Annotated in this window: 14 protein-coding genes; 3 read left to right on the top strand and 11 right to left on the bottom strand. The window is 61.4% G+C overall.

Annotated features, from left to right (window positions below; all coding sequences use genetic code 11):
* Positions 1–194 precede the first annotated feature (194 nt).
* From ACZRN6_RS03740 to ACZRN6_RS03710, 7 genes are all read right to left on the bottom strand, one after another.
* Positions 195–1,121 (bottom strand): aliphatic sulfonate ABC transporter substrate-binding protein, encoded by a 927-nt coding sequence (locus ACZRN6_RS03740; protein WP_464007238.1) that lies wholly within the window; start codon positions 1,119–1,121, stop codon positions 195–197.
* Positions 1,121–2,134 (bottom strand): ABC transporter substrate-binding protein, encoded by a 1,014-nt coding sequence (locus ACZRN6_RS03735; protein ID WP_464007237.1) that lies wholly within the window; start codon positions 2,132–2,134, stop codon positions 1,121–1,123. The genes ACZRN6_RS03740 and ACZRN6_RS03735 overlap by 1 nt, the downstream gene beginning before the upstream one ends.
* 146 nt (positions 2,135–2,280) lie before the next feature.
* Positions 2,281–4,920: a TonB-dependent receptor domain-containing protein gene (locus ACZRN6_RS03730; protein WP_464007236.1), complete on the bottom strand. Its 2,640-nt coding sequence runs from the start codon at positions 4,918–4,920 to the stop codon at positions 2,281–2,283.
* Positions 4,921–5,179: 259 nt separating this feature from the next.
* On the bottom strand, positions 5,180–6,115 hold the full coding sequence (locus ACZRN6_RS03725) for a FecR domain-containing protein (protein WP_464007235.1): 936 nt from the start codon (positions 6,113–6,115) through the stop codon (positions 5,180–5,182).
* Complete coding sequence (locus ACZRN6_RS03720) at positions 6,112–6,621, bottom strand: sigma-70 family RNA polymerase sigma factor (protein ID WP_464007234.1); 510 nt, start codon at positions 6,619–6,621, stop codon at positions 6,112–6,114. The genes ACZRN6_RS03725 and ACZRN6_RS03720 overlap by 4 nt, the downstream gene beginning before the upstream one ends.
* A 108-nt stretch (positions 6,622–6,729) precedes the next feature.
* Positions 6,730–7,509: a phosphate/phosphite/phosphonate ABC transporter substrate-binding protein gene (locus ACZRN6_RS03715; protein ID WP_464007233.1), complete on the bottom strand. Its 780-nt coding sequence runs from the start codon at positions 7,507–7,509 to the stop codon at positions 6,730–6,732.
* A gap of 9 nt (positions 7,510–7,518) precedes the next feature.
* The gene (locus tag ACZRN6_RS03710) at positions 7,519–8,460 is read right to left on the bottom strand and encodes a fatty acid desaturase (protein ID WP_322147038.1); all 942 of its coding nucleotides are present in this window, start codon (positions 8,458–8,460) and stop codon (positions 7,519–7,521) included.
* A 334-nt stretch (positions 8,461–8,794) separates the two neighbouring features.
* On the opposite strand from ACZRN6_RS03710, the gene ACZRN6_RS03705 reads away from it, so the two are divergent.
* A complete protein-coding gene (locus tag ACZRN6_RS03705) occupies positions 8,795–9,232 on the top strand; it encodes a GNAT family N-acetyltransferase (protein WP_322147039.1) in 438 nt (145 codons plus the stop codon).
* A gap of 60 nt (positions 9,233–9,292) precedes the next feature.
* Complete coding sequence (locus ACZRN6_RS03700; protein WP_464007232.1) at positions 9,293–10,111, top strand: class I SAM-dependent methyltransferase; 819 nt, start codon at positions 9,293–9,295, stop codon at positions 10,109–10,111.
* Positions 10,112–10,402: 291 nt separating this feature from the next.
* On the opposite strand, the gene def is transcribed toward ACZRN6_RS03700, so the two are convergent.
* From def to ACZRN6_RS03685, 3 genes are all read right to left on the bottom strand, one after another.
* A complete protein-coding gene (gene def, locus ACZRN6_RS03695; RefSeq protein WP_322147041.1) occupies positions 10,403–10,942 on the bottom strand; it encodes a peptide deformylase in 540 nt (179 codons plus the stop codon).
* Positions 10,943–10,945: 3 nt separating this feature from the next.
* A complete protein-coding gene (locus tag ACZRN6_RS03690) occupies positions 10,946–11,890 on the bottom strand; it encodes a YihY/virulence factor BrkB family protein (protein WP_322147042.1) in 945 nt (314 codons plus the stop codon).
* Positions 11,891–12,071: 181 nt separating this feature from the next.
* Positions 12,072–12,257, bottom strand: coding sequence for a CsbD family protein (locus ACZRN6_RS03685; RefSeq protein ID WP_322147043.1), 186 nt, complete (start codon positions 12,255–12,257; stop codon positions 12,072–12,074).
* A 211-nt stretch (positions 12,258–12,468) separates the two neighbouring features.
* On the opposite strand from ACZRN6_RS03685, the gene ACZRN6_RS03680 reads away from it, so the two are divergent.
* Positions 12,469–12,846 (top strand): hypothetical protein, encoded by a 378-nt coding sequence (locus ACZRN6_RS03680; RefSeq protein WP_464007231.1) that lies wholly within the window; start codon positions 12,469–12,471, stop codon positions 12,844–12,846.
* Positions 12,847–13,032: 186 nt separating this feature from the next.
* Here ACZRN6_RS03680 and fadD1 read toward each other — a convergent pair whose 3' ends face one another.
* Positions 13,033–14,724: a long-chain-fatty-acid--CoA ligase FadD1 gene (gene fadD1 / locus ACZRN6_RS03675; protein WP_464007230.1), complete on the bottom strand. Its 1,692-nt coding sequence runs from the start codon at positions 14,722–14,724 to the stop codon at positions 13,033–13,035.
* Positions 14,725–14,832 lie beyond the last annotated feature (108 nt).

The raw sequence follows: 14,832 nt of genomic DNA, 5'->3' as shown, positions 1-14,832 counted from the left end.
CTTTGTGGCTGGGAGGGTTTTTGTGGTGAGGGGGCTTGTCCCCCGTTGGGCCGCGAAGCGGCCCCAATGAAGTCGCCGAGGGTTTCAGGCAGAGCGGGGTGACAGGTTTCAGGGCTGCTTCGCAGCCCAGCGGGGGACAAGCCCCCTCACTACAAAAGCCTTCTCTGCACAGGGGTGTTTGCATAGCGGAAACGTTAGGGGGCCTTGAACACGACTTGCTGCACATCGACCTTTTTCGGAATCAGGCCGTTGGCGAAAAACGCGTCGGCCGTGCCTTGTTGGGTGGCGATGTCCGTCGCGTTCAAAGGTCGGCTCGGGGTCGGTGAGCGGTGCTGGAAGTAGCTTTCTACCACCGCCGGCTGCAAGCCCAAGGTCTTGGCCATCAGCGCGACGCTTTGATCATGCTGGTCCAGCGACAACCGTTGGGCCTGGGCAAACACCTTGAGAATCGCGGCAATCGCTTGCGGGTGCTGCTGGGCAAACGGGCCGCTGGCAATAAAGAAACTGCCTGCCGGGTTCAGCCCCTGGCCATCTCCCAGCACCTTCGCCGAACCGTCCACCACAGCCGCCGAGTAGTACGGGTCCCACACCACCCAGGCATCGACCTTGCCTTGTTCAAACGCGGCGCGGCCGTCGGAGGGCGACAGGTACACCACGTTCACGTCCTTCCACTGCAAGCCGGCACGCAGCAGGCTTTTGAGGAACAGGTTGTGGGCGCTGGAGCCCTTGAGCAGCGCCACGCGCTTGCCCTTGAGCTCGGCCACGCTGTGCACGGTGCTGTCCTTGGGCAATAGGATGGCTTCGGTGCGGCCGTCATTCGGTTCGACGCCGATGTAGCGCATGTCGATGCCGGCGGCCTGGGCGAAGATCGGCGGGATGTCGCCGATATTGCCGATGTCGATGCTGCCGCCGTTCAAGGCTTCGATCAGCGGTGGGCCGCCAAGGAACTCGATCCACTCGACCTTGGTGCCCGGCAGCCCCTGTTCGAACAGGTGATGCTCACGGGCGAGCACCATGCTCACCGAGCTTTTCTGGTAACCGACACGCAGGGTGGCGGGCTCTGCTGCCAGCAGTGGCCCGGCGCACAGCGCCAACAGTGTGGCTGCGATGAGCTTGCGCATCAGAGACTCCCTTTAACCTTGGCCGCGACGTCTGCCGGCACCCATTGCTGCCAGACCTGCGGTTGTTCTTTCAGGAACGCTTCGGCCACTTGACGCGGCGCGGTGCGTTTCTCGGCCATTTGCGCGAGGATGCCGTTGAGCAGGTCAATCGGCAGGTCGACCTTTTCAAAGAATGTGACCAGTTGCGGGTACTGCGCCTTGAACGGCGCCGACACGCCAATCGCCAACCGCGCCGGCATCGAACGGGTGCCGATGGGGTGCGGGTTGTTGGCGTCGGCCAGGGTCTTCCAGGCGTCGGCGTTGAACGGTGGTTCTTCCAGTTTGATCAGCTTGAAGCGACCCAGCAGCGGCGTCGGCGACCAGTAGTAGAACAGCACCGGCTTGCCGCGACGGATCGACGAAGCCACCTCGGCGTCCAGCGCCGCGCCGGAACCGGTGCGGAAGTTGACGAAGCTGTCGGTCAGGCCGTAAGCCTTGAGTTTCTGGCTGTTGACGATCTCGGAGGTCCAGCCGGTGGGGCTGTTGAGAAAGCGCCCACGGGTTGGGTCTTCGGGGTCGCGAAACACGTCTTTGTAGCGGGCCAGGTCGGCCACCGATTTAAGCTCCGGGGCCAGGGGCTTGATGCCACGCTCGGCGGCGCCCTTGATCACGTATTCGGGCACCCACCAGCCTTCGGTGGCGCCTTTGACGGTGTCGCCCAGGCCAAACACTTTGCCTTCGTTTTCGGCCTTGACCCAAGCAGGGCTGCGCCCGGCCCATTCTTCGCCGATCACCTGGATATCGTCCTTGGCCAGGGCGGCCTCCAGGCTCACGGTGCTGCCGGGCAAGGTGTCGGTGGGCAGGCCGTAGCCTTTCTCGACGATCAGGCGCAGCACCTCGGTGATCAGGCTGCCGCTTTCCCAAGTGATGTCACCGAAGTGGATCGGCTTGGCAGGTTCGGCGGCCGTGGCTGATTGTGCCAGGACGGTGAGTGCCAATAGCGAGCCACCGAGCAGGTTCTTGATTGTTTTCATGTGTTACCTCTTGGTGATTCCATGAAGAGTGCTCTTGTGGCGAGGGAGCTTGCTCCCGCTGGACTGCGCAGCAGGCCCAAAGTTCTTGGGGCCGCCACGCGCCCCAGCGGGAGCAAGCTCCCTCGCCACAGGTTTTGCATCAGGGTTTAAAAGTCATAACTGAGCCGCGTGTAGTAGAACGCCCCTTCCGGCGCCGTCGGCGACAGGTAGCTGTATTGCTGGCCCGGGGTCTGGCGCAAACGGGTGTTGTAGTCGTCAGGTTTGCTGTCGAACAGGTTGTTGACGCCCACCGACACCCGCAGTTGTTTGGTGAAGGCGTAGTTCACGTCCAGGTCGGTGGTCCATTGCGCACCAAAGGTCTGGTCGTACTGCGCGTTGGCCTCGCTGGAGGCATATTTGCGGTACTTGCCGTAACGGGTTTCGTTGAGGGCGATGGTCCATTGGTTGAGCTTGTGGATCGCGCCAAACACCAGTTTGTCTTCCGGGTAGCCGTGCTCCAAAAAGCCTCGGGACTCGCGAGTCAGCACTTCAAAGCCGTTGGGGTTTTCGTGGATTTTCTCGATGGTGGTGCGGGCCTTGGTGTAGCCCGCCGACAGGTTCAGGTTGCCGAACTGTTCAAGGTCCAGGTTGTACTTGCCCACGATGTCGACGCCGCGGGTGCGGGTATCGGCGGCGTTGGTCATGAACTGCGCCCAGGAGTACTGGCCGTAGCCGGCGTCCTTGAGGATCTGCTCGGCCAGCGGCCCGGAAATACCGCCGCTGAACAGCAGGCGATCACGAATCGAAATCTGGTAGGCGTCGATGGTCAGGGACGCCTGGTCGGTTGGGCGCAGCACCAGGCCCAGGGAGTAGTTGGTCGACTTCTCGGGCTTGAGCGGCTGGGCACCCAAGGCGCGGGCGGCCGGGTTATCGGCCGGCAGCATGCGGGTCAACACCGGGTTGCCGTTGGCGTCGAGGTTGGTGGTGGTGGTCCATGAGGTGCCGATCTGCCCCAGGCTGGGCGCGTGGTAGGCGTTGTTGACCGTGGCCCGCAGGCCGACTTTGGGGGTGAAGTCATAACGCGCCGAGAGCTTGCCGGTGGTGGCCGAACCGAAGTCCGAGTAGTGCTCGGTACGCCCGGCAATGCCGACCTGGAGCTTGTCGGTAACCTGGTTTTCGAGGCCGAAGTACACGCCGCCCACATCACGCTTGAAGGTGCCGGCGTCGTCCGGGGTCAGGCCTGACGCCTGCACCGCGCCGACCTGCACGCCATCAATGCCGCCGTAGGAGTAGGAATCGTAGTCGCCCGCCTCCAGCCGGTATTGTTCATGCCGGTAGGCAACGCCTGCCGACACGGTGAGCGGGTGGGTCGACCAGTCGACGTTCAAGTCCTTGGCGTAATCCAGGGTGATGTTGGTCTGGTCGTTGACCAGCGTGGCGACGTTGAACTTGGTCGGGCTGTTCAGGCCATAGCTCGGGTTGACGGTGTTGAATGCCAGTTCGTCGTGCTCGTCGCGGCCGTAGGTGGCGCTCAAATCGAAGCGGCCGATGCTCTCGTCTTCATAGCGGGTGCCGACAGTGATGGCGCCGTCTTCATAGCGATAGCGGTATTTCGGGATGGTGCCGTTAGGGTAGATCCCGGCCACGTTGTTGGGGCTGCTGGCCAGCAGCGGCGGCGTGTTGTTGACCGAGGTGTCCTGGCCGAAGGTGGCGAAGCTGTAGAGGCGCCATTGGTCGTTCAGGCCGATTTCGGCGTTGGCCGCCAGGTTGTATTTGTCACGCCCGGCACCGCCCCAGCGCGGGTCTTGTACCTGGCCGTCGGCGACGTATTTATCGCCGATGTCATCGGGTTTGTTGTTCAGGGTGTTGAAGCTCAGGGTAAGAAAGCCGTCGCCCGGCAAGCCGATGCCGTACCAGCCGTCGGTGGTTTTGCTGAAGCCGTCGCCCTGGGCGTATTTGCCCAGTTGGGTGTTGATGCCGCCACCGCTGTCACGCTCCTTGAGCACGATGTTGACCACCCCGGCGACCGCGTCAGAACCGTATTGCGCCGAGGCGCCATCGCGCAGCACTTCAACGTGGTCGATGGCGCTGATGGGGATCATGTCCAGGTCCACCGGCTGCGCCCCAATGAACGGCACGCCGCCGGAGATGTTCACCACCGCCGAGGTGTGCCGGCGCTTGCCGTTGATCAGCACCAGGGTCTGGTCGGGCGACAGGCCGCGCAGGGATGCGCCTTTGGGGTCTTGCCCACGGGTGGCGCTGTTGTTCTGCGGAAAGTTGAACGAGGGCAGTAACTGGAACAGCGCCTGGTTAAGGCTGGTGGCGCCGGTTTGCTTGAGTTCTTCGGCGTTGATCACATCCACCGGGGCACTGCTGGTCAGGGCTGTGGCGTCGCTGCGACGGGTGCCGATGGCAACCACGCGGTCGAGGGTCGGGGCTTGGGCGGCAGCGGTTTGTGCCTTGATGCTGTTGCTGGCAGGCAGCGCCTTGGCGCCTTCCTTGATGATGAAGGCACCGTCCGGGCTGACCTGGACTTGCAGGCCGGTGCCCTTGAGCGCGGCGTCTACGGCCTGTTGCGCCGACAGTGAGCCGTCGACGCGGGCCGAGGAATAGTTGCCCAACTGCGGCGTAAAGGAAATCACCTGGCCGCTCTGGCGGCTGATGTTCAGCAGCACCTCGTCCAGCGGGCCGGGGGCGATGTGGTAGACCTGGCGCGCGTCTTCGGCACTGGCAGCGAACGACAGGAACAGGCTGGCCAACGGCACCAGGGCAAAGGTTCGAAGCGGTGTACGGTTGAATGGGCTCATGTTGGCTCCCCCCAAGGAAACTCCTGAACGCTGCTCCCCGCAGCGCCTACGGGAGTGATGTGGGATGGCCAGGGCAAAACTTGCAGATCGTTTGGTTATGTCGTTAGAACTACAATCCCGTCCCCCCCGTAGGAGCTGTCGAGCCTCGGCGAGTCTGCGATGGCAGCACCGCAGTTCCGACGGGATACCGAGGCGATCCTGACGCAGCCTCGCTAAAGCTCGACAGCTGCTACGGGGGATGCTACTGGCCTTGGGGTTTTCAGGCGGCACTGACGGTCACCCACAAGCCGGTCCGGCGGGTGATGTGGATCGGCAGCGTGCGTGCCAGGGTGTCGAGGATCTGGTCCGGGTTGTCGAGGCGGTACAGGCCGCTGACCCGCAGCCCGGCCACTGCCGGATCGAGGCGCAGCACGCCGTTGTGGTAAGGCCGCAGCGCGTCGATCACCTCCACCAGCGGGCGGTCGCGCACTTGCAGGAAGCCGTCGATCCACGCGGTCGCACCCGAGGAACTGGCCAGCACCGGGCCGAAGCCGAAGCGGTCGTAAGTCACCTCGTGCCCGGCCTCCAGTTGCAGGCGTTCGCCGTTCTGGCCGTCGATCTCCAGCGCGCCATTGAGCGCGACAACGTGGCCCTGCCCTTTGCGCTCGCGCAGCAACAACCGATTGCCATAGGCCCGCAGCCGGGCTTGATCGGTCTGGATGAAAAACGCTCGGTTGCTGTCCTTGGCAATCTTCGCCAGTAACTCGCCGTCGCGCAGGCGTACCACGCGCCGTCGTGGGTCGAACTGGATATCGGCGGCACTGCGGGCATTGAGCAGTAACTCACTGCCATCGGCCAATTCCACGGTGCGCCGCTCACCGGTGCCGGTGCGTATGTCGGCGCTGAGATCCTCCACCATAGGCCGCGCCAGCCAGCCGGCGCCCAGCATCAGGCCGGCACCCACCAAGGCCCCGCGCAACACGGTACGGCGGCTGGACGGCGCATCCAATGCTTGCTGCAAGACTTTGCCGCTGACGCCTTGGGCCTGCGGGACCTGAAACACGCCGAGGCGGGTTTCCAGTTGTTGGCACAACGCTTCGTGGCGCGGGTCTGCGGCGCGCCATTGGTGGTAACGCTGCCAGTCGGCGGCACTCGCCTCGCCGGAGCGCAGCAACACCACCCAGCGCGTGGCACTGTCGAGCAGTTCGTCGCTCATTCCAGGCACAGCCGCAGGCAACGGTTGACGGCGCGGGTCATGTAGTCGCTGACCGAGCGCTGGGAGATGCCCAGCTCTGCGGCGATTTGCGGGTAGGTCAGGCCATTGAGTTGCGACAGCAAAAAGGTCGCCTTGACCTTGGCCGGCAAGCCGTCGAGCATCAGGTCGATGGCCTGCAGCGCTTCGAGCATTTGCGCCAAATCCTCAGGCGAAGGTGCGGGCGAGGTTTCATCCCGGTCGAGAGCGTCGAGGTAAGCGCGCTCCAGGTCACGGCGGCGCCACAGCTGGTACATCAGGCGCTGGGCGATGGTGGTGAGCAAGGCGCGTGGCTGGCGAATCGGCGTCACGCCCGGGGAACTCAGGAGCTGGACGAAGGTGTCGGCGGCAATGTCTTCGGCATGGGCGCGGGAGTCGAGGTGGCGGTGCAAACGGCTGCACAGCCAGTCGTAATGACTGCGGAATAATCCGCCCACGTAGTCGCTGTGAGAAGTGTCGGCGCCGGACATAGTGGCTCCATCTGAGTAGGTTGCGCGTTATGTCCGGTGTTCCGGTGGAGCGATCCTAGCAAGGCTGCTTATTCTTTAATAATATTTAAAAGGTATTTTTATATAACCTTATTGAAGCCTCGGGTAACCCAAGGCGTCGGCCTGTTGCCGGTAATCCAGCAGCACTTGGTAATCAGCTTCGGTGGCGGGCAGCACTTCGTGTACGCCGAGGGTTTGCACAACCTCGGGCAGATCCTGCAAGGCGCGGTTCATGGCCTCACGCAGGTGTTCACTTGAGCCTGACGCGCTGATGTACGGCAACGTCGGGCTGGATGCACTGCGGGTGACAATCCGCAGCCCCGCGACTTCATCCGGCGCATAGCGTGCGAGGTAGTCGAAGGTCACGCTGTCGATGGCGGCAAGGTCGGCACGGCCTTCGCGCAGCCAGCGCAGGCTTTCGCGATGGGCACCACTGATGCCCACCTCGGCAAAGAACCGGCCGCCCTGCTGCAGTGGCGCCAGGCGTTCGCGCAGCAGGTTCATGCCGCTGTTGGAGTCATGGCCATTGATCACGCCACGGCTGTTGTAAAAGTCGGCCAGGGCGCTGCGCGGATTGTCGCCGCGGGTCAGCAGCAGGCTGCAATGGGTGCCGGCACTGCTGTGGGGCAGTTCGTAGCGCGGGCGGCCGATCACCTGGACTTGCCCGCGCAGCTCGGTCATCAGCGGGTAGCCGCAGGTTTGCGTCAGCAGCAATTCGGGGGCACGCCACAGGGCGCGCAGGTCGAGGTGCTCGGCAGTGCGGCGGGTCGCGCCCAGGCGTTCCAGAATGCGCGACAGCCAAACTTCGTTGGCCTGTTGCACCTGCTGCGGTGCCACGTACATCAGCAGTTCGGCGTAGCGGTCAGTCATGATCGTCTCTCAAGCAAAAGGGTGCCGTGGGCTGTCGATGGCCTTGAGCCCATGACGGCCGATCAACTGGCCGTAACCCTGCACCAGGAACCCGCCGCTGCGCGCCACCCATTGTTCACGGCGTGCGCGGTAGACGGTGGGCAGCAAATACCACGGCAGTTTCGGCAAGTCGTGGTGCACCAGGTGCAGGTTGTTGTTGAGGAACAACCAGGTCCACGGCCAGGCGGCTTCGTTAAGCACCGTGCGCTGTTCCGGTTGTGGGTGCGGGCGGTGTTCATAGTAGGAACGGATCGCCGCCACCGACAAGGCCGGCAGGCTGACCAGTGCCACGTAGTGCCACACCGGCAGTGCGCTGTAATGAGCGATGAACGTCAACATCAGCAGGGTCACGGCGCCATGGCTGAACCACATCAGCCAGGCTTGGCGCTGGCCTTGGCGCAGGCGCCTGAACTCGTTGCGCGCCAGCTTCCACAGCGCCAGCGGCGAACCCAGCAGGAAGCGCCCGAGGACGGTCTTGGTCAGCCAATGCAACGTGCGCTCGAACAGCGAACTGGCGTCCCACTGTCGCTGATTCAGGTAGCGGCTTTCCGGGTCGATGCCGGGCACCGTCAGGTCTTCGTCGTTGTGGTGCACAAGGTGGCAGTTGCGGTACAGCGTGTAGGGATACCAGACGGCAAACGGGGCGTAGCCGAGGAGTTTGTTCAGCGCATTGAAACGGGTGGGATGGCCGTGCAGGAGCTCGTGTTGCAGGGACATCCACAGCGCCACGAGCGGGATCAGCAGCGCGGTACTCAGCCATACGCCAAGCCAGTGGCTGGCAAACATCACGGCAAACCAGCCGGCATACACGCCCATCAACAGCAGCCAGGTCGGCCACTCGGTACGGGCGGTAAACGTGCGGGCCAGGGCGTCGATTTCGAGGCTGTGGGTTGCATCTAGGTAGTTGGACATCGGCAGCTCAGGGCAGGCGTGGCCGACGAAAAAGTCGGCTTCATCCTGCTCTGTGCAATGAGGCGGGAAAATCTTGCAGATCGTTTGGTGCTTACCTTAGAACTTAATGGCCGAACAGGTTGCTGTCGGTTTTCTTGGCCTTTTTGTCGGCGCGTTTTTCATCGGCGGTCTTTGCCGGTTTCTTCTTGTCAGCTTTCTTGGAATTCAGACCTTTGGCCATGATGCGTGCTCCACTTACAAGGGATGTAACATTGGGTATACCACCGATTGGCCAACAGAAGGCGCTTTGCCCGACTTATAATCCGCAGCCCCAGAACCTGCGTGTTTGAAAACCATGCCCGAGTTGCACATCGATCGACTGGCAGAGCCTTTGTGGCCGCTGCTGAACAAGTTTTACCGCCGCCACAACTCACCGATGAAGGCTCTAAAGGGCGGCCAGTTGTGGGTGGCCAAGGGCAGCGAGATTGTCGCGGGCCTGTGCCTCACGCCCGTGGTGGGCGGGCAATGGCTGACCGGGCTGTTTGTCGACCCGGCGATGCGTGGCCAAGGGCTGGCGGCGCGGCTGATCCGGGACGCCGCTGCCAGCGTCGAGGGGACGCTGTGGCTGCTGTGCCATCCGGAGCTGGAAGGCTTCTACCAGCGCCTCGGTTTTACCCAGGACACGCTGCTGCCGCAGTCGTTGTCCGAGCGCCTGGTGCGATACAAACGCAACAAGCCCATGATCGCCATGGGCTTAGAACCGTTGGTGAGGTCGACCGTCGATAATGTGTAAACCGCGTTTATGGGCCCCGTGCTAGCCTCGGCTTTACCGTGGCCCATTACCTGGAAGATCATGAAAGCGACCCTTGCAGCTTTGTCCCTTGCCGCCCTCCTCGCCCCGGCCTTGAGCCAGGCAGCCCAAGCGCCGGTTTCTGCCGAGCAGTATGCAACCGTGCTCGCCGGCAGTTGGCGTGTGCCGGCCAACAGCGCGCGCGATGTGTATCGTCATCCGCAACAGACCCTGGAATTCTTTGGCCTGCGGGCCAACCAGACGCTGATCGAAATCACCCCGGGTGGCGGCTGGTACAGCGAAGTGCTGGCGCCGCTGCTCAAGGATAACGGCCATTACATCGCCGCCGTGCAGGCGCCGAGCAGCAGTGCTTATGCGCGCACTTCAGAAGAGAACCTGAAAAAGAAATTCGCCGCAGACCGGGTGCATTACGCCAAGGCCGGCTTTGCCGAGTTCGACCCCAAGGCGCCGGTGCTGGGCACGCCTGGTTCAGCAGATACGGTGCTGACCTTTCGCAACGTGCATAACTGGGTGATGGCAGATACAGCGCCGGCGATGTTCGAGGCGTTCTTCAAGGTGCTCAAACCGGGCGGCGTGCTGGGGGTGGTGGATCACCGGGCCAAGGATGGAGCGTCGCTGGAAGACATCAAGCACAGTGGTTACCTGACTACTGCGTATGTGGTGAAACTGGCGACGGATGCGGGGTTCAAGCTTGAGGGGCAGAGCGAGGTGAATGCCAACCCGAAAGATACCAAGGACTACCCGGACGGGGTCTGGACCTTGCCGCCGGCGCTGACGTTGGGGGAGAAGGATAGGGCGAAGTATGTGGCGATTGGCGAGTCGGACCGGATGACGTTGCGGTTTGTTAAGCCCGCAAAATAAACCATCTGTGATGAGAGAGCTTGCTGTAGAGCAGGAGCTTGCTGTGGGGAGCGAGCTTGCTATAGAGCAGGAGCTTGCTGTGGGGAGGGAGCTTGCTGTAGAGCAGGAGCTTGCTGTGGCGAGGGAGCTTGCTCCCGCTGGAGTGCGAAGCGCTCCCAGAATTTTGGGGCCGCTGCGCAGCCCAGCGGGAGCAAGCTCCCTCGCCACAGCAAGCTCCCTCGCCACAGCAAGCCCCCTCACCACTGCTAGCTCCCTCGCCACAGCAAGCCCCCTCTCCACAGGAATCGCCGGTTACTCGTCGGCGGTGGGGTCCATGTCCGGGAACATCACCTCGATAAACCCGAACTTGCTGAAATCGGTAATCCGCGACGGGTATAGCCGGCCGATCAGGTGATCGCACTCGTGCTGTACCACCCGTGCATGGAAGCCTTCGGCAATCCGCACAATCGGCTCGCCCTTGGGGTCGAAGCCTTCGTAACGAATCTGCTGGTAACGGTCCACCGCCCCACGCAAGCCAGGCACCGACAGGCAACCTTCATAGCCTTCTTCCAGCACCGGAGCGAGCGGCGTGATCAACGGGTTGATCAGGATGGTCTGGGGCACGGCAGGTGCGTCCGGGTAGCGTTCGCTGCTCTCGAAACCGAAGATCACCAGTTGCAGGTCCACACCAATTTGCGGCGCGGCCAGGCCCACGCCGCCTACGTGCTCCATGGTCTGGAACATGTCATCAATCAATTGCCACAGTTCGGGGCTGTCGAACATCTCTGGTGGCACCGGCGGGGCAACACGCAGCAGGCGCTCATCGCCCATTTTCAGGATTTCACGGATCATCGATCAGACTTCATCGGTAGTGGGCTTGAGTGAGTGGTCCCGGCCAAGGCCTGAGACATGTTGTTTGTCGTCGTGCTCCTCAAAGTCCTTTTCACCAGGATCCTTGCCTTCGGCCGACATATGTTCGATCACCGCATTCATCTCCGCCCCCAGCAACAGCACAGCAGCCGAAATGTAGAAGTACAGCAGCAACACGATGATCGCGCCGATACTGCCATACATGGCGTTGTAGTCGGCAAAGGTTTTGACGTAGTAGCCAAAACCCAGGGAAGCGATGATCCAGACCACCACGGCCAGCACCGAACCCGGGGTAATAAAGCGAAATTTCTGCTTCACGTCGGGCATCACGTAGTACATCAAGGCCACGGAGAACATCAACAGGATGACAATCAAGGGCCAACGCAGGATGGTCCACAGCGTGACCACGAACTCCTGCATGCCGATCTGCCCCGCCAGCCACTCCATCACTTGCGGCCCGAGCACCATCAACGCGGCGGCGGCCAACAGCATGCCGGCGATGCCGACGGTGTAGAAGATCGACAATGGGAAACGCTTCCAGATTGGCCGGCCTTCTACCACGTCGTAGGCGGCGTTCATCGCGCTCATCATCAGGCGCACGCCCGCCGAGGCGGTGTACAGCGCGATCACGATACCCACCGACAGCAGGCCACCCTTGGATTGCTGCAACTGGTCGATCACCGGGTTGACCTGCTCCAGGGCCTGGGGCGGCAGCACCAGTTCCGACTGCATGCGCAGCCAGGTGAAGAAGTCCGGCAGGTGCAGGAAACCGATCAGGGCAATCAGGAACAGCAGGAAGGGAAACAGCGAGAACAGCATCTGGTAGGCCAGTGCCGAGGCGTACGTAGGCATCTCGTCATCGACGAACTCCTTGACGGTGCGTACCAGCACTTTGTGCAGGGGCAAGCCTTGTAATACCGGAAAAATCATAGCGTCTCCTTTCGCCGCAAAAGGTTGGGTTCGTGGGCGACTCAGGGGCCGTTTTCTACATCAAGGTAGCCCATTTGGCGACCTTGAAACAATTTCCAAAGTTTAATCACTGTCAGCGACACAAAAACGGCCATCCGTGGATGGCCGTCGGGCTGCTCGATTGCAGTCAGCCGGGGAAGGCCTATTTGGTCGCTTTCTTTACCGCGTCCTTGGTGTCGCCGACTGCTTTTTGCACGTCGCCTTTCTTTTCCTGAACCACGCCTTCAGCCCGCAGCTTGTCGTTGCCGGTGGCTTTGCCAACGCCTTGCTTGATGTTGCCGACGGCCTCGTTCGCTAAACCTTTTGCCTTATCCGATGTGCTACTCATGGTATTTCTCCTGGGAACAATCAAGGATTTTGGTCACTACGTAGGGGTTGACCCTTGGCCTTTCCCGAGAGTTTCAATTATTTTTTGCCCGGCATTTCATCGCTCATTTACTCACCCGCAGCAGGTTGGGCTTTATGTTTTGCGGCCAACCCACGAGAATGCCGGGCACATCCGGGCGCAAGCGCTGGATAACAGATCCCGTAGGAAGGTTATGAAACTCAATAAAGCACAGGCCATCGCCCGCAGAAACCTGGAACTGGGCGGTGCCGTACTCGGCGTCAACAACTGCCATTTCACCGACCTGGACCGCAAACGCAACATCTGGTGGTTCGACCTGCCAGTGGGCCGGATTGCCGTGGGCCAGTACGAGTGGATTCACTTGTTGATGCACAACGCTGAAAGCGACCAGTTGCTGCACTTGAAAGTGCCAACCGTGTTTTTGCGCGAGAAGCTCGAAGGCCTGGTGGTGCGCAATGCCGGCAAGCGCAAGCCTGAGATCACGCTGGAGCTGAGTGCCGACAAGGATTCGTTCCTGAAAGATGTACGCCCAACCGGCGCTGGCGTGAGTTTCGCGCAGTTCGCACTGTAGGAATACGGTTTAAACCTGTGGGAGCTGGCTTGCCTGCGATAGCGGTGGGTCAGCTCACACTGCTGTGACTGGCCCACCGCTATCGCAGGCAAGCCAGCTCCCACATTTGGATTGCATTCCAAGTTGCGGAATCAGCGTTCAACAAAAAAGCCCCGCATCTGCGGGGCTTTTTGTTGTGGGGGCCGGTTACTTCTTCAAGCCGGCTTTCTTCAGCTCTTCGTCACGCAACTCACGGCGCAAAATCTTGCCCACGTTGGTAGTCGGCAGTGCATCGCGAAATTCCACAGCCTTGGGCACTTTGTAGCCGGTGACGTTCGCGCGCATGTGTTCCATCACCTGGTCTTTGGTCAGGGTGGCACCCGGCTTGACCACGATGAAGATCTTGATGTGTTCCCCGGACTTCTCGTCCGGCACACCAATGGCCGCGCATTGCAGCACGCCCGGCAGGGTCGCCAGCACGTCCTCAAGCTCGTTGGGGTAGACGTTGAAGCCGGAGACCAGAATCATGTCCTTCTTGCGGTCGACAATGCGCATGTAGCCATCGGGCTGGATGATCGCGATGTCACCGGTCTTCAGCCAGCCTTCGCTGTCGAGGATCTCGGCAGTGGCGTCTTCACGCTGCCAGTAGCCCTTCATCACTTGCGGGCCCTTGACACACAGCTCGCCCACTTCGCCCAGCGCCAGCTCGACGCCGTCATCGGTGATGACCTTGCACAAGGTCGACGGCACCGGAATGCCGATAGTGCCGATCTGGATGTGCTGGATCGGGTTCACAGTGGCCACCGGGCTGGTTTCGGTCATGCCGTAACCTTCGCAGATGGAGCAGCCGGTGACCGCTTTCCAACGCTCGGCCGCTGCCAGTTGCAGGGCCATGCCGCCGGACAGGGTGACTTTCAGCGCCGAGAAATCCAGATTGCGGAAGGCCTCGTTGTTGCACAGCGCAACAAACAGGGTGTTCAGGCCGACAAAGCCGCTGAACTTCCACTTCGACAGTTCCTTGACCATCGCCGACAGGTCGCGCGGGTTGCTGATCAAAATGTTGTGGTTGCCGATCAACATCATCGCCATGCAATGAAAGGTGAAGGCATAGATGTGGTACAGCGGCAGCGGGGTGATGAGGATCTCGCAGCCTTCATTGAGGTTGGAACCCATCAGCGCCTTGCATTGCAGCATGTTGGCCACGAGGTTGCGGTGGGTCAGCATCGCGCCCTTGGCAACGCCCGTGGTGCCGCCGGTGTATTGCAGCACCGCGACTTCGTCGCTGGCAGGGCTGACTTCGTTGACCGGCTGGCCGTGACCCTTGGCCAATACGTGGTTGAACTTGATCGCCTTGGGCAGGTGGTAGGCCGGGACCATCTTCTTCACGTACTTGATGACGCTGTTGATCAGCAGGCGCTTGAGCGGCGGCAACAGGTCGGCGACTTCGGTGACGATGACGTGCTTGACGGCGGTCTTGGGCACGACTTTTTCAGCCAGGTGCGCCATGTTGGCCAGGCAGACGAGGGCCTTGGCACCGGAGTCGTTGAATTGGTGTTCCATTTCCCGCGCGGTGTACAGCGGGTTGGTGTTGACCACGATCAGGCCAGCACGGATAGCACCGAACACGGCGACCGGGTATTGCAGGACGTTGGGCAGTTGCACGGCGATTCGATCACCGGGCTGCAAGTCGGTATGCTGTTGCAGGTACGCGGCAAACGCGCCAGACAGCTCGTACAGTTCACCGTAGGTGAGTGTCTTGCCCAGGTTGCTGAAAGCCGGTTTGTTGGCGAAGCGCTGGCAGGACTGTTTCAGTACCGCCTGAATATTTGGATACTCGTCTGGATTGATTTCTGAAGCAATCCCGGCGGGGTACTTATCCTTCCAAAAGTCTTCGATCATGGAAGCCCACTCCTCAGCGACGCGAATTCATTCATCGCATTTGATGCGATTATTATTTATTTGTTTTTTAGGTGAGTCTGGCGCTTAAAAGCAGGCCAAGAGGTCACA

It is taken from the genome of Pseudomonas sp. A125, assembly GCF_055409485.1.
Note: the sequence above shows the minus strand (reverse complement) of the source record. Positions and strands in the feature narration are given on the sequence as shown.